The organism is Sphingomonas sp. Leaf357 (genome assembly GCF_001423845.1).
In the GTDB taxonomy this organism is placed as follows: domain Bacteria; phylum Pseudomonadota; class Alphaproteobacteria; order Sphingomonadales; family Sphingomonadaceae; genus Sphingomonas.
In genome coordinates this window covers 221,006-243,778 of the sequence record NZ_LMPM01000001.1, presented here as the reverse complement: position 1 = coordinate 243,778, position 22,773 = coordinate 221,006, and the positions used below count along the sequence as shown (strand labels likewise).

The 22,773-nt window shown below is 65.1% G+C and carries 20 protein-coding genes; 12 read left to right on the top strand and 8 right to left on the bottom strand.

Going from position 1 to position 22,773, the window contains the following annotated elements; genetic code table 11:
• Window positions 1-53: 53 nt before the first annotated feature.
• From ASG11_RS01170 to phbB, 3 genes are all read left to right on the top strand, one after another.
• Window positions 54-2,297, top strand: a complete 2,244-nt coding sequence (locus ASG11_RS01170) for a xanthine dehydrogenase family protein molybdopterin-binding subunit (protein WP_201781250.1) — start codon at window positions 54-56, stop codon at window positions 2,295-2,297.
• A gap of 485 nt (window positions 2,298-2,782) precedes the next feature.
• Window positions 2,783-3,805 (top strand): ferrochelatase, encoded by a 1,023-nt coding sequence (gene hemH, locus ASG11_RS01165; protein ID WP_055774141.1) that lies wholly within the window; start codon window positions 2,783-2,785, stop codon window positions 3,803-3,805.
• Between the two features lie 36 nt (window positions 3,806-3,841).
• Window positions 3,842-4,564: an acetoacetyl-CoA reductase gene (phbB, locus tag ASG11_RS01160; protein WP_055774139.1), complete on the top strand. Its 723-nt coding sequence runs from the start codon at window positions 3,842-3,844 to the stop codon at window positions 4,562-4,564.
• A gap of 430 nt (window positions 4,565-4,994) precedes the next feature.
• Here the strand turns inward: phbB and ASG11_RS01155 are convergent, their stop codons facing one another.
• Window positions 4,995-5,414: a glycine zipper 2TM domain-containing protein gene (locus ASG11_RS01155; RefSeq protein WP_055774137.1), complete on the bottom strand. Its 420-nt coding sequence runs from the start codon at window positions 5,412-5,414 to the stop codon at window positions 4,995-4,997.
• A gap of 172 nt (window positions 5,415-5,586) precedes the next feature.
• Between ASG11_RS01155 and ASG11_RS01150 the strand changes: the two genes are divergently transcribed.
• Entirely contained in the window at window positions 5,587-6,576 is a 990-nt protein-coding gene (locus tag ASG11_RS01150; protein ID WP_055774135.1) for an esterase-like activity of phytase family protein, read from the top strand.
• Window positions 6,577-6,669: 93 nt separating this feature from the next.
• Here the strand turns inward: ASG11_RS01150 and rpmB are convergent, their stop codons facing one another.
• Window positions 6,670-6,966 carry a 50S ribosomal protein L28 gene (gene rpmB / locus ASG11_RS01145; protein WP_055774133.1) on the bottom strand — a complete coding sequence of 99 codons (297 nt, stop codon included), beginning with the start codon at window positions 6,964-6,966 and terminating at the stop codon, window positions 6,670-6,672.
• A gap of 164 nt (window positions 6,967-7,130) precedes the next feature.
• Here rpmB and ASG11_RS01140 point away from each other — a divergent pair, with 164 nt between their 5' ends.
• On the top strand, window positions 7,131-7,370 hold the full coding sequence (locus ASG11_RS01140) for a hypothetical protein (protein WP_055774131.1): 240 nt from the start codon (window positions 7,131-7,133) through the stop codon (window positions 7,368-7,370).
• Between the two features lie 52 nt (window positions 7,371-7,422).
• A complete protein-coding gene (locus ASG11_RS01135; RefSeq protein WP_443024467.1) occupies window positions 7,423-7,863 on the top strand; it encodes a nucleoside deaminase in 441 nt (146 codons plus the stop codon).
• Between the two features lie 114 nt (window positions 7,864-7,977).
• On the opposite strand, the gene ASG11_RS01130 is transcribed toward ASG11_RS01135, so the two are convergent.
• Window positions 7,978-8,655, bottom strand: a complete 678-nt coding sequence (locus ASG11_RS01130) for an OmpA family protein (RefSeq protein ID WP_055774127.1) — start codon at window positions 8,653-8,655, stop codon at window positions 7,978-7,980.
• Window positions 8,656-8,852: 197 nt separating this feature from the next.
• On the opposite strand from ASG11_RS01130, the gene ASG11_RS01120 reads away from it, so the two are divergent.
• Entirely contained in the window at window positions 8,853-10,169 is a 1,317-nt protein-coding gene (locus tag ASG11_RS01120; protein WP_055774123.1) for a hemolysin family protein, read from the top strand.
• 315 nt (window positions 10,170-10,484) lie between these two features.
• Here the strand turns inward: ASG11_RS01120 and ASG11_RS01115 are convergent, their stop codons facing one another.
• Complete coding sequence (locus ASG11_RS01115) at window positions 10,485-11,120, bottom strand: hypothetical protein (protein ID WP_055774120.1); 636 nt, start codon at window positions 11,118-11,120, stop codon at window positions 10,485-10,487.
• Window positions 11,121-11,310: 190 nt separating this feature from the next.
• Complete coding sequence (gene purD / locus ASG11_RS01110; protein ID WP_055774118.1) at window positions 11,311-12,573, bottom strand: phosphoribosylamine--glycine ligase; 1,263 nt, start codon at window positions 12,571-12,573, stop codon at window positions 11,311-11,313.
• Here purD and xseA point away from each other — a divergent pair.
• Genes xseA through ASG11_RS01095 form a run of 3 tightly spaced genes read left to right on the top strand, consistent with a single transcriptional unit; the run spans window position 12,572 to window position 15,103 of the window.
• Entirely contained in the window at window positions 12,572-13,951 is a 1,380-nt protein-coding gene (gene xseA, locus ASG11_RS01105) for an exodeoxyribonuclease VII large subunit (RefSeq protein WP_055774116.1), read from the top strand. The genes purD and xseA overlap by 2 nt on opposite strands.
• A gap of 14 nt (window positions 13,952-13,965) precedes the next feature.
• A complete protein-coding gene (locus tag ASG11_RS01100; protein WP_055774114.1) occupies window positions 13,966-14,169 on the top strand; it encodes a DUF2093 domain-containing protein in 204 nt (67 codons plus the stop codon).
• A gap of 52 nt (window positions 14,170-14,221) precedes the next feature.
• The gene (locus ASG11_RS01095; protein WP_082472754.1) at window positions 14,222-15,103 is read left to right on the top strand and encodes a M23 family metallopeptidase; all 882 of its coding nucleotides are present in this window, start codon (window positions 14,222-14,224) and stop codon (window positions 15,101-15,103) included.
• Window position 15,104: 1 nt separating this feature from the next.
• Here ASG11_RS01095 and ASG11_RS01090 read toward each other — a convergent pair whose 3' ends face one another.
• Window positions 15,105-16,070: a TauD/TfdA family dioxygenase gene (locus tag ASG11_RS01090; RefSeq protein WP_082472528.1), complete on the bottom strand. Its 966-nt coding sequence runs from the start codon at window positions 16,068-16,070 to the stop codon at window positions 15,105-15,107.
• A 50-nt stretch (window positions 16,071-16,120) separates the two neighbouring features.
• Between ASG11_RS01090 and ASG11_RS01080 the strand changes: the two genes are divergently transcribed.
• Window positions 16,121-17,107 (top strand): hypothetical protein, encoded by a 987-nt coding sequence (locus tag ASG11_RS01080; RefSeq protein ID WP_156363603.1) that lies wholly within the window; start codon window positions 16,121-16,123, stop codon window positions 17,105-17,107.
• A gap of 15 nt (window positions 17,108-17,122) precedes the next feature.
• On the opposite strand, the gene ASG11_RS01075 is transcribed toward ASG11_RS01080, so the two are convergent.
• Entirely contained in the window at window positions 17,123-17,671 is a 549-nt protein-coding gene (locus ASG11_RS01075) for a hypothetical protein (protein ID WP_156363602.1), read from the bottom strand.
• Between the two features lie 224 nt (window positions 17,672-17,895).
• Here ASG11_RS01075 and ASG11_RS01070 point away from each other — a divergent pair, with 224 nt between their 5' ends.
• Entirely contained in the window at window positions 17,896-21,042 is a 3,147-nt protein-coding gene (locus ASG11_RS01070; RefSeq protein WP_055774104.1) for a TonB-dependent receptor domain-containing protein, read from the top strand.
• A 69-nt stretch (window positions 21,043-21,111) separates the two neighbouring features.
• Here ASG11_RS01070 and ASG11_RS01065 read toward each other — a convergent pair whose 3' ends face one another.
• Window positions 21,112-22,761, bottom strand: a complete 1,650-nt coding sequence (locus ASG11_RS01065; RefSeq protein ID WP_156363601.1) for a tetratricopeptide repeat-containing sulfotransferase family protein — start codon at window positions 22,759-22,761, stop codon at window positions 21,112-21,114.
• Window positions 22,762-22,773 lie beyond the last annotated feature (12 nt).

Sequence of the window (22,773 nt, the reverse complement as noted above, 5' to 3'; positions counted from 1 at the left end):
GAGGGGAGAAAGAGCGCCTTCCCCCACTCCCCCGCCCGCGATAGAGCATCTCCATGAGCGCCCGCGACACCCTGGCCAGTATCGACCGGCGCACCTTGCTGATCGGTGGCGGGGCGGGCGTCGGACTGCTGGTCGCCTGGGCCGTGTGGCCGCGCGATTATGCCTCGAACCTGACCGCGGTGAAGGGCGAAACGGTGTTCGGGGCGTGGCTGAAGATCGGCGAGGACGGGCATGTCACCGTCGCGGTGCCGCAATGCGAACATGGCCAGGGGGTCTACACCACTCTGCCGCAGATCCTGGCCGACGAACTCGGCGCGGACTGGCGCACCGTCGGGGTGCAGCCCGCGCCGCTCAACCCGCTCTACGCCAATGCACTGGGCGCGGACGAGCTGTTCGAGGGCGCGTTCGACGCACTGCCCGCCCCGCTGCGCGCCGGGCATGTCCAGCGTCAGGCGCTGGTGCTGACCGGCGGATCGACCTCGGTGCGCGCGTTCGAGGACGTGTTGCGCGCAGGCGGCGCGGCGGCGCGGATCCTGCTGAGCAAGGCGGCGGCGGCGCGCTGGGGCGTGGACTGGCAATCGTGCGGCGCGACCGCCGGCTTCGTCGTGCACGGCGACAAGAAACTGCGTTTCGCCGAACTCGCGGCTGAGGCGGCGGGCGGCAAGGTGCCGCATCCGATCCCGTTGCGCGGCGACGGCGGCGGCGATCGTCTTTACGGCAAGTCGCTGCCCCGGCTGGACGTGCCGGCCAAGGTGGATGGATCGGCCAATTTCGCCGGAGACATCCGCCTGCCCGACATGGTCTTCGCCAGCATCCGGCAGGGGCCGGTCGGCGACAGCAAACTGGTCCGGGTCGATCGCGCCGCCGCCGACCGGGTGCGCGGCGTGCTGGCGGTGGTGACGAACGACCGCTGGGTCGCGGCGGTGGCGAACACCTGGTGGGCGGCGAACAAGGCGCTGGATGCGCTGAAGCCGCGCTTCGCCACGACCGGCGCGATCATCGGCACCGCATCGATCGACGCCGCGCTCACCGCCGCGCTGGACGGGCCGGGCACGCGCATGGCGTCGCAGGGCGATCTGTCGGCGGCGTTCAAGGGCGCGAACGTGGTGACGGCGGAGTATCGCGCCGGGCTCGCCGTGCATGCCGCGATCGAGACGATGACCGCGACCGCGCAATTTTCGGGCGGGCGGCTGGAAGTGTGGATGCCGACGCAAGCGCCCGGCCTCGCCCGCGCCGCCGCCGCCGCGACCTTGGGCATCGCCGAGGACGATGTGGTGGTGCATCCGATGCTCGCCGGAGGATCGTTCGGGGCCAATCTGGAGCATCTCGTCGCCGAACAGGCGGCGTTGCTGGCGCGCGAACTGAAGCGCCCGGTGCAACTGGTCTGGTCGCGATCGGAGGATCTGCTCCACGATCGCTATCGCCCGCCGGCCGCCGCTCGGATGACCGCGCGGCTGGCCGCGAACGGGCAGATCGTCGGCTGGCTGGCCAAGATCGCCGCGCCCGCCACCGGCCGGGAACTGGCCGCGCGGTTGATGCCGAGCGACAGGATCGCCAATCTTGCGATGAAGGCGGTGGGCCGGGGCGATGCCTATGCCGTCGGCGGCGCGAAGCCGTTCTACCGTATCCCGAGCTTCGCGGTCGATCATCACCCGGCCGAGATCGGCGTGCCGACCGGCCATTGGCGATCGGGCGCGCACAGCACCAACTGCTTCTTCACCGAATGCTTTCTCGACGAACTGGCGCATGTCGCCAGTTCCGAACCCGTGTCGTACCGCATCGGCATGCTCGGCGGCGACGCGCGGTTGGCGCGCTGCCTGTCGACCGCCGCGTCGCTCGGCGGATGGGAGGGCGGCATTCCCGGCAGCGGGCAGGGCATCGCCTGTCACAGCTTCCGGGGCAGCTATATCGCGGTGCTGGTCGAAGCGCATATCGGGGAGGGCCAGGCGATCAGCGTCGACCGGATCGTCGCGGCGGTGGATTGCGGGCGTCAGGTGAATCCGGACGTGGTGTTGCAGGCGATCGAGAGCGGGCTGATCTTCGGCATGGCGCAGGCAATCGGCGCCTCCACCGGCTTCACCGAGAACCTCGCCGATGCGCGGACTTTGAGCGATCTCAACCTGCCGCGCCTCGCCGACACGCCGGACATCACGGTGGAACTGATCCGCAGCGAGGCCGAGCCCGGCGGCGTGAGCGAACTCGCCGTCCCGCCGGTCGCGCCCGCCATCGCCAACGCGCTGCAATCGGCGACGGGGTTCCGCTTGCGCGGCCTGCCGCTCAGAACCGGTGCGGGGTGATCCGGTATCAACCCGGTCGTCATTCCCACGCAGGCGGGAATCCATATCTCCGACATTGTGTTAGGACGGATCGACATTCTGCATTTTGTCACCCCGGACCTGGTCGGCGCTTATACCTCTCGAGCAAGCATGAAGCCGTCATCCCCGCGAAGGCGGGGATCCATAGGCTCTGACGGCGCTTACGAAGCGAAAGGTAAGCCAGTATGGATTCCCGCCTGCGCGGGAATGACGAATACTTGTTCGAAGGGTATAAGTACCGACCTGGTCCGGGGTACACCAGGCGGCTTTCGAACCAATAGTGAAGTGAACGCCGAGTTGGCGGCACGGTGGACCCCGGAACAGGTCCGGGGTGACGATGAATGGATAGCAGGATGCGCTCCAACGGCTGAAGGTCGATCGGCCCCAGGGCGTTCGAGGGAGGCCGTATGGATCCCCGCCTGCGCGGGGATGACGGTGATGATGACTTACGAGAGAATGACCGCGATATGATCCTGCCCCCCGACCACCCCGTGATTCCGAAGCCGAAGATCGGCGTGCTGCTGACCAATCTCGGCACGCCCGACGGGCCGGATGCGAAATCCGTGAAGCGCTATCTGCGGGAATTCCTGTCCGACCGGCGCGTGGTGGAGATACCGCCGATCGCGTGGCAGCCGATCCTGCGCGGCATCATCCTGAACACCCGGCCGAAGAAATCCGCGCATGCCTACGGGCTGGTGTGGCGCGAGGACGGATCGCCGCTCGCCGCGATCACCCGGCTGCAGGCGGCGGGGCTGAAGCATGCGTTCGGGCCGGCCGTGCTGGTCGATTGGGCGATGCGCTACGGCAATCCCGCGATCGCCGACCGGCTGGCGGCGATGAAGGCGGCGGGGTGCGAACGCATCCTGATCGCGCCGCTCTATCCGCAATATTGCGCGGCGACGACCGCGACCGCCAACGACAAGGCGTTCGAGGCGCTGGCGAAGATGCGCTGGCAACCCGCGCTGCGCACGTTGCCGCCTTATCACGACGATGCCGGCTATATCGCCGCGCTGAAGGCGTCGGTCGAACGGGGATTGGCAGCGTTGGATTTTGAGCCCGAGGCGATCGTCGCCAGCTTCCACGGCATGCCGCAGCGGACGCTGGAACTGGGCGATCCCTATCATTGCCATTGCCAGAAGACCGCGCGGTTGCTCGGCGAGGCGCTGAAGGAAACTTTGGGGGGGCGTGAGATCACGATCGCCTTCCAGTCGCGTTTCGGGCGCGCGAAATGGCTGACGCCGGCGACCGACACCATTCTGGAGGCGTTGCCGGGCAAGGGCGTGAAGAAGGTCGCGATCTTCGCGCCGGGCTTCTCGGCCGATTGCCTGGAGACGCTGGAGGAGCTGGCGATTCGCGGGCGCGAGAGCTTCGAACAGGCGGGCGGCACGCACTTCGCCTATCTGCCCTGCCTGAACGACAGCGACACCGGCATTGATATGTTACGAAGCTTGATCGCGCGGGAGCTTGAAGGCTGGACGCCGAGGCCGTAGCGTCACGTCGGGACTATTAGAATCCAGGAGAGTGATATGGCACGCGTCGCAATCGTAACCGGAGGTACGCGTGGGATCGGTGAGGCGATCAGCCTGGCGCTCAAGGACATGGGGCTGACGGTCGCGGCGAATTACGCCGGCAACGACGAACGCGCGCGGGAATTCACCGAACGCACCGGGATCAAGGCCTATAAATGGGATGTCAGCGATTACGACGCCTGCCAGGCCGGTTGCGCTCAGGTCGCCGCCGATCTGGGCGATGTGGATATCGTCGTCAACAATGCCGGCATCACGCGCGACGGCACGATCCTGAAGATGACGTATCAGGATTGGAAAGAGGTGATGGACACCAATCTGGGCGGCTGTTTCAACATGGCCAAGGCCGTCTTCCCCGGCATGCGCAACCGCAAATGGGGACGCATCGTCAATATCGGATCGATCAACGGGCAGGCCGGGCAATATGGCCAGGTGAACTATGCCGCCGCGAAATCGGGCATTCACGGCTTCACCAAAGCGCTGGCGCAGGAAGGCGCGCGGGCAGGCGTGACGGTGAACGCGATCGCGCCGGGCTATATCGACACCGACATGGTCGCGGCGGTGCCGGCCGACGTGCTGGAGAAGATCGTCGCGAAGATCCCCGTCGGGCGGCTCGGCCAGGCGCACGAGATCGCACGCGGCGTGGCGTTCCTGTGTTCGGAGGAGGGCGGGTTCGTTACCGGCTCCACGCTGAGCATCAATGGCGGGCAGCATATGTACTGACGGGCGCAGGCGGCGATCTTCGCCGCCGGTGCGGCTCCGCCGCAGCGCCCGGCACGGCCGGCGGACGGGGTAACACCCCGATCCGGCCGACGGCTTTGCCGGCGGCGTTGGGACAAAACCCAGTGCCCCCCGATCCGTTCGCCCTGAGCCTGTCGAAGGGCGCGTTCGGGGCACGTGCTTCGACAGGCTCAGCACGAACGGTGGAGGGGGTGGCCCCACGTCTCCCCAAAAGTTGAAGGCCGGCCCCCGAACGACGGGAACCGGCCTTCGCCCTCATTACGCCACACGAGGGATACGCAAACTCTTCGGGCGCGGACGCCGGCAAAGCCGCCGTCGGACGGGATCGGCAGAGGCCGACCCGCCGGCCGTGCCGGGTAATGCTCGGCTTTGCCGAGCATCGGTGGCGAGCCTCGCTCGCCACCTTTACCCGTCAGCGGCGGCAACCCCGCGGATCGTCCGACCGGTCGATCGCCCGCCCGGCCAGGGCACCGGCACCGGCGCCCAGCACGGTTCCGAGCAGGCGGTCGCCGCGCCCGGCCACCGTGTTGCCGAGCAGGCCGCCGGCAATCGCGCCGATCACCGTGCCGCCGGTATTGTCGCAACGGTTGCTGCGGCGATTGTTGTAATAGCGGCGGTCGTCGCGATAATTGCGGTTGTCGCGGTAATTGGCGCGATCGTCGCGATAGTAACCACGGTCGCCGCGATAGTCGCGGTACTGCACCTGGTCACGGTCGTACTGGTCGCCATAATATCCGCCATTATAGCGCTGCGCCGAAGCCGGCGTGGCCGAGACCAGAGCGGCCGAACCCATGGCGAGGGCGGTAACGGCGAGTGTGAATTTCTTGAACATCGAATTTCTCCTGTGCCTTGGCTTCGTCAAACACCTTCGACGAAGCTCCCGGCTCCCTCGATGTCATGACATATGGAGGAGTCGGATTGAGCGATCCCTGAATGGGTCCGTTATCCCGTGTTCATCGGCATGCGCGGGCTGGTCCGCCCGGCGTTCGCGGCTATGAGGGCGCGTGCGCACCTGGCTCCTGATCCTCCTGCTTCCCGTCCTCACCCCCGGCTGGGACGGTCCGTCGCGGCTCGGGCTGCTCGGCCCCAGGGTCGAATTCAGCGCGACGCCGGTGGCGCTCGACGCGGCCGATCCGGCGCGGCGGCGGGTCGGGCGGCTGACCTATCTCGGCGGGGTCGAGCTGAAGAGCCCGGATCTGGTGTTCGGCGGCTTCTCCTCGCTGATGGTCGAGCGCAAGCGGTTCACCTTGCTCAGCGACGGCGGCAACATCGTGCGCTTCGACATGGATGCGAAGTGGCGGATCGGCGCGCGGCAGTTCGCCGAACTGCCGGGCGGACCGGACAATGGCTGGCGCAAGCGCGACCGCGACAGCGAATCGATGATCGTAGATCGCAGGACCGGCGACGTGCTGATCGGTTTCGAATTCGCCAATGCGATTTGGCGCTACGATCACCAGCTCACGGCGGTGCACGCGCATGCCGCGCCGCGCGTGATGCACCGCTGGTACGAGAATGGCGGCCCGGAGGCGATGGTGCGGATGCCGGACGGCGCGACGATCGTCTTCGCCGAGACGGTGCAGCCCAAGGCACGGGACGGCAGCAAGACGCCCGGCCGAATCGCGATTCGCTTCGCCGGCGATCCGACCGTGAGGCCGAACGCCGGCTTCGGCTTCGTCTATCTGCCGCCCACAGATTACGACCCGAGCGACGCGGCGTTGCTGCCCGATGGGCGCATCCTGGTACTCAACCGCAAGTTCGCGCTGCCGTTCGATTTCACCGCCAAGCTGACGATCGTCGATCCCAGGGCGATTCGCCCCGGCGCGCGGGTGCGGGGCGAGGAGATCGCGACCTTCGCCGCGCCATTGCTACACGACAATTTCGAAGGGCTGGCGGTGCTGCGCGAGGGGCCGGATACGGTGATCTGGATGGTGTCGGACGACAACCAGCTGTTCCTGCAGCGCAGTCTGCTGCTCAAGTTCCGGCTGGAGCCCTAGCGACCGAACCACCTCCCGGAGCGCGACACGAACGCCGACGGCCCGCTCTCCAGACCGAAGAGCGGGCCGGCAATGTCGCGTCGCAACAGGATGTTAGGCGGCGACCGCCGTGTCAAGCTTCTTGCGGACGTCGCGCTTCAGGCGGCGTGCGCGCAGCGACAGCTTGTCGTCGGTCGTCTTGACCAGCCAGTTGTCGAGGCCGCCGACATGCTCGACCGAGCGCAGGCCGTGGGTGGACACGCGCAGCTTTACCGAGGTGCCGAGTGCGTCCGACATCAGCGTCACGTTCTGCAGATTCGGCAGGAACGTCCGCTTGGTCTTGTTGTTCGCGTGGGAAACGTTGTTACCCACCATCCGGCCCTTGCCGGTCAGCTCGCAAATGCGCGACATGTTCGCTAATCCTGAATTTCGGACCCCTGTAAGGTGTCCCGTAAAGGCGGCGCGGATAGCCGCATCGGGCCGGGGCGTCAACCGATTCACGCGTGTTCCGTGCAACCTTCCGCGCGACTGTGACGTTATTACGCTAACGATTCGACTTTCAAAGGGAGGTTTCCATGCGCGCCATTCTCATCCTGATCGGGCTCGCCGCCCTGGTCGTCGTCGGCCTGATGTCGTTCGGCCTGCTCAAGCTGAACGCCACGCCGGGCTCGCTGCCCAGCCTGAAGGTGGAGGGCGGCAGCGCACCGAAGGTCGATGCCGATATGGCCAAGATCGTCGTCGGTACCGAGAACAAGACGATCACCGTGCCGACCGTGAAGATGGATCGCCCGGAGGGCAATTCGACCGCTCAGTAAGGCGGGCTGGCAGACGCGCATCGGGGCGGGCATAGGGAGCGCGATGTTCCCCATGCCCGCCCCGATGCGCGTCGCGCTGGATGCCGCCGCCCGTGCCGCCGCGGCGGGCGAGGTGCCGGTCGGCGCCGTCGTGACGCGGGCGGGCGAAGTGATCGCCATCGCGGCCAACGCCCCCCGCACGCTGCACGACCCGACCGCGCATGCCGAAATCCTCGCGATTCGCGCCGCCGCGCTGGCGCTGGGTACCGACCGACTGGAAGATTGCGACCTGTGGGTCACGCTGGAGCCGTGCCAGATGTGCGCCGGAGCGATCGCCCATGCCCGGATCGCGCGGCTCTATTACGGCGCGGACGACGTGAAGGGCGGGGCGGTGGCGCATGGCGCGCGGTTCTTCGGTCAGGCCACGTGCCATCACCGACCGGACGTCTATTCTGGCATCGGCGAGGTCGAGGCCGGCGCGCTGCTCCGCGATTTCTTCGCCGCAAGGCGGTAGCCAAACCCCGTCATCCCGGGCTTGATCCGGGATCCAACGTGCCCCGAAAGTTACGTCTGATGCGTATGCGACACGTTGGATCCCGGCCTTCGCCGGGATGACGGAGAGCCGGTTCTATCGCCGCAGATCGTTCTGCGAGATCGGCACGATCTTGATCTCGACGCGACGATTCGCCGCGCGGCCCTGTTCGGTGTCGTTCGACGCGATCGGCTGCGTCTCGCCGTAACCGCGCGTCGCGATGCGCGCGGATTGCACGCCGTGGCCGGAAAGATAATCGGCGACCGAGATCGCGCGGCGTTCCGACAGGCCCTGATTGTAATCGTCGCTGCCGGTCGAATCGGTATGGCCGTACACGTCGATATAGGTCTCGCGATACTGGCCGAGCACGTCCGCCACGCGGTCCAGCGTGCTGCGGAACTGCGGCTGCACGTCGGCGCTGTTATACGCGAAATTGATGCCCGACGGGATGTTGAGGATCAGGTCGTCGCCCTGGCGGATCACCTGCACGTCGGTGCCGGCGGTGCGCGCGCGCAGCTCGCGTTCCTGCTTGTCCATATAGGCGCCGATGCCGGCCCCGGCGATGCCGCCCAAGCCTGCGCCGACGATCTTCGCGGTGCGATCGTTGCGACCGCCGACGATGTCGCCGAGCAGATAGCCGCCCAGCGCTCCGCCGATGCCACCCAGCGCGGTCTTCGAAATGCTGCGCTGGCCCGTCTCCGGATCAGTGACGCAACCGCTGACGGTGATGAGCGCGACCATCGCGGCGCCGATCAGCAATTTGGGGGCTGGCATAGAAAACTCCTTACATGGCGATTGCGCGACCGGCGTCCGCCGTGGGCGGATAGAGAATTCCGCGTCCGCCGTTCGCGGACAAACAACCCGTGTCCGGAGGCGATTGTTCCGGTTGCGATTTGAACGCAAGATGAAGCGCGGTCGCGACGAGGAGGTTGTTAAGCGCGGCGATGTGCTGCAAGAGCCTAGGCAGCGACATGGCACCGCTTCCCCCCTTCCCCTGGATCGACGTGGCGATCATCCTCGCGCTGATCGCGTTGAACGGCGTCTTCGCGATGTCCGAACTGGCGATTGTCTCGGCGCGCAAGGCGCGATTGGAGGCGATGGCGCGGGCGGGCAAGCGCGGCGCGCGCGCGGCGATGCTGCTCGCCGCCGATCCCGGCAAGTTCCTGTCCACGGTACAGATCGGCATCACGCTGATCGGCATCCTCGCCGGCGCCTATTCGGGCGCGAGCCTCGGCGCGCCGGTCGCGGCCCGGCTCGGCTGGCTCGGCTTTTCGCAGGAAACGACCGGCACGATCGGCTTCGCGCTCGTCATCGGGCTGACCACCTATGCCTCGCTGATCGTCGGCGAACTCGTGCCCAAGCAGATCGCGCTGCGCGCGCCCGAGACGATCGCGGCGTTCATGGCGCCGACGATGCGCTGGATCGCCTGGGGCACCGCGCCGCTCGGCGTATTGCTCGATTCGTCGAGTGCCCTGCTGTTCAAGCTGATGCGGCTGAAGCGCGAGACCGAGGATCACGTGACGGCGGAGGAACTGCACCTGATCGTCGCCGAGGCGAGCAAATCGGGCGTGATCGAGGAACACGAACGCTCGATCATTTCCGGCGTCGTGCGCCTGGCGGATCGCCCCGTGCGCGAGGTGATGACGCCCCGCACCGAAATCGAATGGATTGATATCGGGCTGGAGGAGGACGGTATCCGCGCGGCCCTGCTCGGCATGACGCACAGCCGCCTGCCGGTGGCGGAGGGGTCGGTCGATGCGGTGATCGGGGTGGTGCAGGCGCGCGACATCGCCATCGCGCTGCTCGGCAACGCCCCGCTCGATCTGCGCGCGCTGCTGCGTCCCGCGCCGGTGGTGCTGGACCAGCTGGACGCGATGGACGCGCTGAGCGCGCTGCGCTTGGCGGAAGTGCCGATGGCGTTGCTGCACGACGAATACGGCCATTTCGAAGGCATCGTCACCCCGGCCGATCTGCTGGCTGCGATCGCCGGCGAATTCGCATCGGACAGCAACCCGGAGGATTCGCCCTCGGTCGTCGTGCGCGATGACGGGTCGCTCCTGGTGTCGGGCCAGATGGCGGTCGATGCGCTGGCCGAACGGCTCGGCCTCGACCTGCCCGAAGACCGCGATTACGCGACCGTCGCCGGGCTGGCGCTGGCCGTGTTCCGCCACCTGCCGGGCGAGGGCGAAAGCTTCGTGCAACAGGGTTGGAAGTTCGAGGTGGTCGATCTCGACGGACGACGGATCGACAAACTGCTGGTCAGCGCGGTGGTGCACGCGCGCGGTTGAGCGTGGTGCGGGGGCTCGCCTCGGATTCGGTTTAACGCGCACCATCCCCGTTCGTGCTGAGCTTGTCGAAGCAATGTTCTTCTGTGTGCAGAGAAGAAGAACGGCCCTTCGACAGGCTCAGGGCGAACGGGGGGGCGGCTTGCTCAATCCGAGCGAAGATTTAGAAGATCGGCTCACACGAAGCCACGAAGCCACGAAGCCACGAAGAAGTAAGACACTAAGAAATATTGATTTCTTACGCTTACTTCTTCGTGGCTTTGTGGCTTTGTGTGACAATATCGGCCGATCCACGCATGCTGGCCGCCGTGAATAAAATCACCCGCCCAGCTTGCCGAACTCCGCTTCGTACGCCGCCTTGTCGCCCGCCACGAGCAAGCGCGCCTGTTCGGCCCAGCGGTCCCGCGCCGGGCGGCCCTTGAACGCGCCCAATTGGATATCGAGTTCCAGCAGTTGCGCCGGGGTCATCGCCGCGATCTGATCGACGCGGGTGACGCCGAGTTGCGCCAGCGTCGCGGCGAGCTTGGGGCCGAGGCCTTTCAGCTGCGTGATCTCACCGGCCAGCGGCACGGGGGGCGGGGCAGGCGGAGCCGGCGGAGCGACGGGTTCCACGATCGGTTCGGCTGGCGTCACGGCGGCCGGCGGCGCTACCGGGTCCGGCGTCGCGACGACCGGCGGTGCGACCTGCCGTTCGGGCGCGACCGGCGCGGGCGTCGGAGCAGGAACCGGGGAGGGCGCGGCGACGGCCGCCGGTGTGGCGACCTCGGCCGGCGCGTCGGCCTCGGGCTTCGCGATATCCTCGATCGCCTCGCGATGTTCCTCCACCTCGGCCTCGGCGTTGAGCCGGCGGCGCTTCAGCCGCATGCCGAACAGGATGCCGAAGATCGCCAGCACCGCGAACACGCCTATCAACGCGAATTGCGCGAAGGTGAAGATCGTCGTGGTCTCGGTCATCGGGCTACTCCGTGGGTTACAGGCCGGGGCTTATCGCAGGACGCGGGGCGCTGCGCTACCGGCTAGCGGTTATTCGGTCGGGTGCCTTTCCCGATCCCGTTCGTGCGGAGCCTGTCGAAGCACTGCCCTTCTTCTCGACCGCGAAAAAGAAGGACAGCCCTTCGACAAGCTCAGGGCAGACGAATGTTGCTTACTTTCGTCGCCGCGCGATCTCGCGCCAGCCGATGTCGCTGCGGTTGAAGCCGCTCGGGAAATCGATCTTCGCCACCGCCGCATAGGCCGCCGCCCGTGCCGCCGCGATGTCTCCGGCCAGTGCCGTCACCGCCAGGACGCGCCCGCCGGACGCCACCAGCTTGCCGTTCTCGAGCGCCGTACCCGCCTGGAACACCCGTGCGTCCACTTCCGCTGTCGCGATGCCACCGATCGGGCCGCCCTTTTCCGGCGTGCCGGGATAGCCGTTCGCCGCCATCACCACCGTCAGCGCGGTGCCCTCGGCGAAGTCCGGCGCGGGCTGTTCGGCCAACGCGCCGTTCGCCACCGCCAGCATCAGTTCCAGCAGATCGCCTTGGTAGCGCATCATCAGCACCTGACATTCGGGATCGCCGAAGCGCGCATTGTATTCGATCAGTTTCGGCCCCTCCGCCGTCAGCATCAGCCCCGCATAGAGCACGCCCGAAAACGGCATTCCCGCCGCCGCCATCGCCGCGACGGTGGGCGCGACGATCTCGTCCAGCGCGCGGGTTTCGAGTTCCGGCGTCAGCACCGGCGCGGGGCTGTATGCGCCCATGCCGCCGGTGTTCGGGCCGACATCGCCGTCGCCCACGCGCTTGTGATCCTGCGCGGTGCCGAACGGCATCAGGGCGGTGCCGTCGGTCAGCACGAACAGGCTGACCTCCTCGCCCTCCAGGAATTCCTCGATCACGGCCTCGGCCTGCGGCACCGAGAACAGATCGGCGATCGCGGCCTCGGCGTCGGCGCGCGTCATCGCCACGGTCACGCCCTTGCCGGCGGCCAGGCCATCCGCCTTGATCACGACCGGAATGCCGAAATCGTCCAACGTCGCCAGCGCCCCGTCCTTCGAGGTCGCCTTGGCATAGCCGGCGGTCGGGATGCCGGCGCGCGCGCAAAGATCCTTGGTGAAGCCCTTCGATCCCTCCAGCTGCGCCGCCGCCTTGTTCGGCCCGAACACCGGCAGCCCGATCGTGCGGATATTGTCGGCCAGGCCATCGACCAACGGCGCCTCCGGCCCGATCACCACGAAGGCGATCGAATGGCGATGGCAGAAATCGATCACCGCGCGGTGGTCCGCCGGATCGAGATCGACCAGTTCGGCATGCTCGGCGATGCCCGGATTTCCCGGCGCGGCGTACAGTTTCGTCGCACCCGGCGATTGCGCCAGCCGCCACGCGAGCGCATGTTCACGGCCCCCGGAGCCGATCAGCAGGATATTCATGGCCGACCCCTTTTTCGATACGTCGCACCGGCTGGTAGCGGAGGAGGCGCCCGGCGACAATTCCGCAGCGATGGGGGTCGGCGAACTCGCGCAGAAGCTGAAGCGCGTCGTGGAGGGCGAGTTCGGGCATGTCCGGCTGCGCGGCGAGATATCGGGCTACAAGCGCGTCAGTTCAGGCCATGCGTATATGAGCCTGAAGGACGATAGCGCGGTGATCGACGGCGTCATGTGGAAGGGCTCCGTGTCGAATCTCGCCTTCCAGCCGCAGGACGGGCTGGAGGTAATCGCGACCGGCAAGGTGACGACCTATCTCGGTCGTTCGAAATACCAGATCGTGATCGACCGGATGGAACTGGCCGGCGAGGGCGCGCTGATGGCGCTGCTCGAAAAGCTCAAGGCGAAGCTGGCGGGCGAGGGGCTGTTCGATCCCGCGGGCAAGAAGCGGTTGCCCTATCTGCCGCGCCGGATCGGCGTGGTCACGTCGCCGACCGGCGCGGTAATCCGCGATATCCTGCACCGGCTGGAGGATCGTTGCCCCACCCATGTGCTGGTCTGGCCGGTCAAGGTGCAGGGGCAGGGTTCGGCGGACGAGGTCGCGCACGCCATCGCCGGGTTCGATGCGATGCCGGCGGACACGCGGCCCGATCTGGTGATCGTCGCGCGCGGCGGCGGCTCGATCGAGGATCTGTGGGCGTTCAACGAGGAGGTCGTGGTGCGCGCCGTCAGTGCCTGTTCGATCCCGATCATCTCCGCGGTCGGGCACGAGACCGATACCACGCTATGCGATTTCGCCGCCGACCTGCGCGCGCCCACCCCGACCGCGGCGGCGGAGATGGCGGTGCCGGTGCTCGCCGACCTGCGCCTGGCGCTTCAGGGTTTCGGGCAGCGTACAGAACGCTGCGCGCGGCGCTATCACCAGCTCGGGCGCGAGCGGCTGGAAGCGCTGGTCCGCGTGCTGCCGAAGCGCGATGCCCTGCTCGGCCCGCAGCGCCAGCGCGCCGACGATATCGGTGCGCGGCTCAGCCGGGGGCTGGAACGGCGCATCACGCTGGCGCGCGGTCAGCTCGATCAATCAGGCGCCGCCCTCCGCCCCTCCCTGCTGGAGCGGCAAATGGCGTCGGCGAGCGAACGGCTGGACGCGACGTGGCGGCTGGTCAAATCGCTCAATCCGGACAAGCTGCTCGATCGCGGCTATGTCCGCGTGTCGGCGCGGCCTTCGGGCGATGTCGTCACCACGGCGGCGGCGGCGAAGGCGGCGGGGGCCATCACGCTCCACTTCCGCGACGGGCCGGTCGACGCGCGGCTTGAGCAAAAACCCGCGAAATCGTATGACAAGCCGGTGACCGGGCCGAAACCCGAACAACCCACCCTGTTCTGATCCGGACCTGTCTTATGCTGATGTCGAACACCGATCGCCCCGCGCGGCTTCATTATATGGCCAATGGCTTCCGCGTGCTGGCGCCGGGCGATCATGTCGTCTGTGCCGTCTCCGGCGAGCGGATCGCGCTCGAGGATCTGCGCTATTGGAGCGTCGCGGCGCAGCAAGCCTATGCCTCGGCCGAGATCGCGACCACCGCGATGAGTCCGGGGCGATGAGCCCGGTGGCGTGACGGCCCCAGCGCGCTGGGGGCTGGCCAGCGCGGGGCTGATGCTGCTCGGCGGTTGCGTCGCTGCGCCACAGGTGCCTCCTCGGATCCAGCCGGTTCCCCCGTCCACGCATGGCGACACGCCGACCGTCCAGCCGAACCGCCCGGCCGGCCCGATCACGTTCAGCTATAGCGGCCCGCGCATGCAGGGCGCGGCGGTGATCGGCATCGCGCCCGCCGGAACAGTCGCGCTGACCTTGAACGGTGCACCGGTGCCGGTCGCCGCGGACGGGCGCTTCCTGATCGCGTTCGATCGCGACGCCGGCCCCGCGGCCAGTCTGGTCGCGACGCTGCAGGACGGGCGGCAGGTGAGCGACGCGTTGGTGGTCGCGCCGCGCAGCTGGGACATCTCGCGGCTCAATTCGCTGCCGAAATATCCGGTGCCCGAAGACGAGTTTGCACGGATCCGCCCGGCCGAACTCGCGCAGATCGCCGCCGCTCGCCAGACGAAGGTTGACAGCGCGGGCTGGCGACAGCCGTTCCTATGGCCGACCACCGGCCGCATCTCGACCCTGTTCGGGTCGCAGCGCATCTACAAGAATGGCGAAGCCGGGTCGTACCATTCGGGGATCGACATCGCGCGGACCACCGGCACGCCGGTGCTCGCGCCCGCCGACGGCGTGGTCGTGCTGGCCGCCGACCGCCCCTTCACACTAGAGGGCAACCTGCTGCTGATCGACCACGGCGCCGACCTCAATAGTGCCTTCATGCACCTGTCGCGGATCGACGTGCATGTCGGGGACCGCGTGAAACGCGGCCAGGTGATCGGTGCCGTCGGCATGACCGGGCGCGCGACCGGGCCGCACCTGCACTGGGGCCTGAAGTGGCGCGAGGCGCGGATCGATCCGCTGCTGGTGGCGGGGCCGATGGTGGTGGCGCAATAATTCAGCGCGGCAATCCGGGCGGGAAAGGCGGATAAAAATCGGCGCGGCGCCAAAGCGGATCGGCAGGCTCCTCCGGATCGGGCTTGGCAAACCCGACATACCCAAAATACGTCGCGATCAATCGCTCCTTCGCATCAATGATCGGCGTGCGGCCGTGCATAAAACGCGTATTGTCCAACATCAGCAGGTCGCCGATGTGCCATGCGATCGGCACCGCGATCGAGTCGCCGGCTGCCTTGATCGCCTGTAGCCATGCCTCGGGCACCGGATAACCGTCGTCCAACACGGGGAAATCTCGACGGTTATTGTTGAAGCGCGCGAAGAGCAGGAAGTTGCCAAACGCCGGTTCGTCGATGAACATCGGGCGATGCAGCGCCGGTCGCGTGAAGAATCGTACGATTTGGTCCTCCAGTCGCCGGAATAGATAGGGGCAGTCGGAGGGCGGTGCGTCCAGCAAAGCATCGCTGGGATTTGGGTCGCCGAGCCAGAATTCGAGCAGTTCCGGCCATGTCGGCTTAATGTATAGCAGACGACGATGTTCGAGACCGCGTCGCACGACGTCGGGTAACGTGCGGACCAGCGCTACGCCGTCGCAAATCAGCGTGGCACCGCCCTGAGAAGGTGGAGACAGGCACGCGAAGAAGGCCACGTCTGGCTTCCAAGGCTCGCGCGACAGTTCGGGATGTAAAGAGAAGGCACCCGTCCCACCATCGACGGTATGGATATTGTGAGTGGGATCAATCGGCTGTCGGCCAGGACTTTCGTTGATGACGGAGGTTGGACAGAACAGCCGAGAGAAACTTCGAAACTGTCCGACATCGGCGGCAAAACCCCGAAAGAGCAACGCGCCATGCGCCTTAAACAGAGCGATGATCTGCGCCGGATCGATCGCCAGAATCGTCCGCTCTTCGGCGGGCTCAATCAGGACTTGCGGACGGCCGGGCTCCGGCAGGGAAATTTTAGGCATTACGCGATCTGGATAGCGACAAAATCGGTCGCCAGCTATAGGGTCGGGCGATGGCCCTGACACGCGACGACCTTTTTGCCTCGCCCGACCATTACCTCCATTCGTTCGAGGGTAATACAGCGGTTTTCATGCCAATGGACCGCACATCGTATCACCGCTCGATCTTCCTCGACGGTCGCATCTCGCCCGCCGCCAACGGAGCGATGCGCGTTCCTGTTTCGGCGCTGGAAGCCGCGCCGCGCCAACCTGCTGCGACCGGCTGGATCTTCCATGTCGCACATTGTGGATCGACGCTCTTGGCACGCGCGCTCGATCACCTGGATTCGAACCTTGTACTGCGCGAGCCGCTCGCGCTGCGCCAAACGGCGATAGCCCGCGCACCTGGCGAGATCGCTGCGGATCGTCTGGCTCTGGTTTCCGCAATGCTGTCCAAACGCTATAGGGTTGATACTCCCACGATCGTGAAAGCCAATGTCCCGGTCAACTTTCTATTACCTGCGTTGGCGACCCTCGATCCCAATGCTCCAGCCATCTTTTTGTATCTTCCGCTGCACGATTATTTGCTGGCAATCCTGCGCAGCGACAATCACCGTGAATGGCTGCGGCGCGTCACAACCCTGCTCGCGCCGTGGCTCGGCGATATGGAGCGTTGGTCGGATGCCGAGCGGGTCGCGGCATTATGGCTTGGACAGATCCGCGCCTTCGCCGCAGGACTTGAGACGATGGCAAGTGCGCGGAGCCTGAACGCCGAGGTCTTTTTTGCGGAACCCGCAGTCACTCTTGCAACCGCCGCCACCGTATTGCGCGTGCCGCTGTCGCCTGAATGTGTGGAGCGAACCATATCAGGCGCCTTGTTCTCGACCTACTCCAAGAACCCGGCAATCGCGTTCGACAATAGCGAACGGTTGGCGCGGCGCGCAACGTTGAAGACGATCCTCGCGGACGAGATCGCTCAGGCTCAGCGCTGGATCGAACCACGAGGGGCCCAGACCGGTGCCGCCCTGGCGGCGCTGGAGGCGCGCCGATTGGTCGGTTAAGCGTCGAAGCTTCCATCAGCGCAGGCGCGCGCCCCGCACAGAACGCTGCCCCTCGACATTGATGAAATAACTGCCGAGCGCGCCACGCTTAATAGAGACTTTTGCGCCTGCCCGCGGCGGGAAAGGCATCGGGTCGGTCGTGATCCATACCGCGCCACCTTCGGCTAATCGTAGCTGGACGTTACCGTTCGCCGCCGGCTGCGCGCTGACCACCGTGGTATCGAGTTGGTCGAAGGCGTCACGTCTTCTTTGCTCCGCCAAATGATCGCTGCCACCCAACAGCGGAATGCGCCCGATCGAGAATCCGAACAGTGACCGTTGCGCCGAGCGTACCTCCTGCCGATCGGCAATGGTGATGTCTCGCGCCTTGACCGCCTTCTCCAAGGCCTGCGCGGACTTGTCGAAACAATCCAATCGTGCTTCGGTCGCCTCGATCTGTCGGCAACGCGAGAACGATTGCACGATAGCGTCCGCCGAAGTGGTTTGTGCTGATGCCGTTCTGCCGGCCATCGCGAGCGCTAACATTGCCAAGTAAGTGGACCAAGCGATCAGTTCGGTTCGCATAAATCAGGTTCCTCAGTGGCCCTCAACGTTGGGTACGGGAGACGGCCCGGATCGACAAGCGGCCTGTAAGTGTGTCGAAGATGTTACACTGCGCTGGATTCTTTTGTCACAGCCACTAGCCAGATGGCGATACGAGGAAAAGTTCCATAAGCAGTCATATGGCGATCGTTAACAGGCGATCGGCGTCCGGTGCACCGGCGAGAAGATTTAAAAGGGGAACTTTCATGCGAGCTACGTATCGTCTGCGTCTGCTGACCTCGACCTTGCTGGTCGGTGCTGCCTTTGCGACCCAACCGGCCTTCGCCCAAGACGCCGATCCAGCCAACCAGCCAAAAACGGGCGTGCAGGCCTCCACGCCCGGCGCACCGGCGGCCGGGATTTCCAGCCAAGAGTCCGCGCCACCTGCTGATGAGACATCGGCCGGCGATATCGTCGTTACCGGATCTTTGATTCGTAATCCAAATTTGATCGCATCGAGTCCGGTCGCAGTTATTGGCCAGGAGGAAATCCAGCTGCGTCAGTCGAATACCGCCGAATCGATCCTGCGCGACCTGCCTGGCGTGGTTCCGAACATCGGTTCGGCCGTCAACAACGGCAATGGCGGCGCGTCGTATGTTGATCTTCGTGGTCTCGGCAGCTTCCGTAACGTCGTGCTGCTGGACGGCTCACGCATCACCCCCTCGGACTCGACCGGTCGTGTCGATCTCAACAACATTCCGCTCTCGCTGATCCAGCGTGTCGATACGCTTACCGGCGGTGCGGCAACGACTTACGGTGCCGATGCGGTTTCGGGCGTGGTCAACTTCATCACGCGGTCAGATTTTGGCGGCTTTGAAGCGAACGTGTCGAACCAGATCACCGGCAAGGGCGATGGCAAGTATTTCCGCGCTGACTTGACGATGGGTGCCAATTTCGATGACGGTCGCGGCAATGCCGTGCTGGCGATTGGTTACCAAAAGTCGGATCCGGTCTATCAGGGCGCGCGCAACGTCTCGCTCAACAACTACACCTCGACCTCCGGTGCGCAGGGCGGTTCGGGCACCACCGTTCCGGGCCGTTTCACGCTCGGTACGGCGTTCAACTCCATCGTGCCTTCCACTGGCGCGCTCCGTCCTTATTCGGGTGCGCGCGACGGCTTCAACTTCAACCCGTACAACATCTTCCAGACGCCGTTTAAGCGCTATAACATCTACGGTGCAGCGCATTACGACGTGGCTGACAACGTGAAGTTCTACACGCGTGGCATGTTTTCCAAGAATACGGTCAGCACGATCGTAGCTCCGTCCGGTGTATTTTCTCAGATCCTGACGATCCCGGTGAGCAATCCGTATTTGCCCGCTGCGGCCCGGACGCAGTTCTGTGCAAACAACGATTTCGACCCTAATACGGCTGGAATCCAGACTTTGACCCCGGCGCAGTGCGCCGCGGCGGCTCTGGCCACCAGCCCGACTGATCCGAATTTCCGCTCGTTCACCACCACGGTAGGCCGGCGCACAACCGAAGTCGGCACGCGTAACTCAGAATACACGACGACGTTCTTCGACTATCGCGCGGGGGTGAAGTTGGGAATCACCCATTCGATCGACCTCGACCTTTCGGGGTCGTACGGCGAGTCCGAGAATCGTCAGACCCAGGATGGCTATGTGCTAATTTCGCGCCTGCGCACTGCAGTGTACACGACTAGCACAACCAGCTGTAATCTCGGTGCGGCGCCTCAGCTCAACAACCCGAATCCGCTGCTTCCACCGCTCGCGGCGGGCGGCGCTAGCACCTCGGCCGGGTCGGGCTGCGTTCCCGTCAATATCTTTGGCGCCGACGGTAGCATCCTGCCCAACCAAATCCCGTATTTGACGGCTACGGCGACCAATGCGCAAAAGGCTTCGCTGACGCAGGCCCGGGCGCTGTTGAGCGGCGACTTCGGCACGTCGAGCCCGTTCGCAAGCGATCCGATCGGCTTCGCGGTGGGTGGCGAATATCGCAAATATTACGCAGCTCAAACGGCGGATGCGCTTTCTCAGACGGCCGGTGAATTGGGCGGTGCCGGTGGCGCGGTGCTGAATTTCCAGGGTAGCTATGAATCGAAGGAAGCGTACGGCGAATTGATCGCCCCGCTCGTGCAGGATCGGCCCGGTTTCCAGAGCCTGACGCTCGAAACCGGCATCCGCTACTCAGCATACAAGGTGTTCGCGGCGGGCAATCCGACTTACAACACCACCACCTACAAAGCGGGCGGTAGCTGGGAGCCTGTCGACGGCATCAAGTTCCGCGGTAACTATCAGCGTGCGGTTCGTGCGCCAAACATCACGGAATTGTTCTCGCCGCTCAACACGGGTCTGACCAACATCTCGGCGGATCCCTGCCGCCTGGCAACGGCCGGTACCGCACTGGCAACGCTCTGCATCGCGCAGGGCGCTCCTGCGGCGTCGATCGGCAACATCCGGAACCCGACCGCAAACCAAGGTAACGGGACGTTTTCGGGCGCCACGTACCTGCGTCCCGAGACATCGAACAGCTACACGTTCGGCGTCGTCCTCCAGCCGAAGAGCCTCATCCCCGGTTTCTCGATCACGGCGGATTATTACAACATCCTGGTCCGTAACGCGATTTCGTCGCCTTCCGGCCAAGATTTGGTCAATGCCTGCTTCGCCAACCCGACCACGGCAAACCCGATCTGTAACCTGATCAAGCGTAACCCAGTTACTGGTCAGCTCGATGGCGATCCCGCGACCACGCAGGGCGTTATCCTGCCGACATCGAACGCCGGCAAGTTGCTGACCGACGGTATTGATATCGGTGCGAACTATCGCCACGATTTCGGTGCGGTGAAGCTGAACCTTAGCTTCCAGGGCAACTGGACGCATCGTTCGCAGTTCCAGGCGATCGTTCCCGGCAGCGTTTTGCCGGCCGGAGCACCTGGTGGCGGCGGCGCACTTCCGGCAACGTCTGTCATCGATTGCGTGGGTATCTACAGCAACACCTGTGCGTCTATTCAACCGAAGTTCTCTTGGAACCAGCGGACCACATTGACGATCGGATCGGCCGATTTGTCGCTGTTGTGGCGCCATATCGACGCCGTTAACGCCGACCCGGATGCTGTGACCTTTAACGGCACGATCGCAACAGGTGCATTGGCTGGCCGGACGTTCAACTTCGGTCACATCAACGCCTACAACTATTTCGATCTGGCGACTCGGTTCAGCGTCAACGACCATTTCGACTTCACGATTTCTGTGATGAACATGTTTGATAAGGATCCGCCCGTCGTCGGTGGTACGATCGGCAACACGTCGTACAACAGCGGCAACACTTATCCGTCGACTTACGACGCGCTGGGCCGCCGCTTCGCGGTTGGTCTTCGCGTCAAGTACTAGACCTGGTCAAACCAGAAACGAGGAAGGGGGCGGGTTACCGCCCCCTTTTTTATTGTTCAAAGCAGATGTCTATTGGTCGAAACCGAGCCGTTCGACCCACGGCGCCAGAATAGGCAGGATCGGTGCCAGCTGATCGGCGTAGCGCCGCCATTGTCCGCGGCCGTCATACAGGCCGCGCCGCACCTGGGTTGCGCTCGCAGTGCGCACCCCACGCGTCTGGGCCGTCCGATTGAAGGCATGAAACGCCTCGGTCCATTCGATGCCGATGAACGCTGCAGTTTCGCGGACCGTAGTCTCGAAATCCGTCACCAGTCGATCGTAGCGGACATCGTGAAACGCCAGTGGCAGGCGTTCGCGACACAATTCGGTCAGTTGCATCAACGCGTCATAATGCCGCGCCGCCTCCTCGAGCTCGCTGAACGCCCAGGCGGCGGTGCTCGGTGTGAAGTTGATGCGATAACAACTGAGTATGACATCGCGAGGATCGCGCCGCATGATGAGGATCCTTGCCTGTGGGAACAGTCGCGCGATCACCGGCAGCTTAATTCCGTTGAAGGGATTCATATCGACGAAGGTCTTGTTCGAGACGTCGCCGGCCATCGTCCGTACGCGCCGCCAATAGCTCGTGCGCAGGCGCTGCAGCAGGTCCGGGGCGATCGCGTCCAGTGCTGGCATCGAACCGTCATTCCGAACCAAAATCTCGTCGGTATCGGCCAACGTTTCGCGTTCCTCCAACGCGGCGACGCCGGGCGCACTAGCGAGCACATTCTCGAGCAAAGTCGTGCCCGATCGGGGATAACCGAGCAGGAAGACATGGATAGCTGCAGCGCCTTCGATTTCCATCGCACCAACAGGTGGCGTCGGCATGGCTGACGCAGAGCGCACCTGCGCAGCAATGTTCTCGATAAATGTCCGATGCGAAGGACGGTCTGCGCGCGGCGCGAGATTTTTGGAATGAACTATACGGAAGTTGGCCTGCGCACGATTATAAGACGCAAACGCTTCGACGGTCCGATCCTGCCGGTCCAGCGCATCGCCGAGCAGCGTCAGCGCGCGTACGCGGACCTCCTCCGGCACGGCGCGATCCAACAAGGCGTTTAGCCGGGTCTCCGCCGCTTGCCCGTCGCGCGCCTCGATCTCCATCGTCGCCAGCGCGCATTGCGCGGTCGGCTCGTGGGGGTCGAGCGCCAGCGCTCGTTCCGCTAGCGACATGCCGCGGGCGACGTCGCCATCCTTCGCAGCCACATCGGCAAGTTTCGCCCAAGCCGGTGCCAATCTCCCATCGAGCGAAAGCGCGCGCTCGTAACTATGTTTAGCCTGCTGCGTCAATCGTAAACCGTCGAGCGTATATCCGCGTTCAAGCCATGTCGCTGCATGGCTTGGCTGGATCGCGATCGCCTGATCGAGCATCGCGAGCGCCTTGTCGAACAGGCTTTGCTTGCGAAACACCGCGCCTATCGCTCCCATGATGAGCGCATCGCCAGGCGATATCGCTAGAGCGCGGCTTAAGAGTTCGTGCGCGCGCAAATAATCTCCTGCTTCCTCCCTTCGCCACGCCGCGAGGTTGAGTAACATTGGATCGGCCGCTCCGCGCACGAGTGCCTGTTCTGCAAGGCGTGCCGCCTCGGGTATGTCGTTTGCGACAAGCGCGCGTTGTATCCTGGCGTTGAGCGCCGGATCAATTATGCGTTTTTGAGCGATCTTCTTAAGACGTTTCAATTGCACATCTTC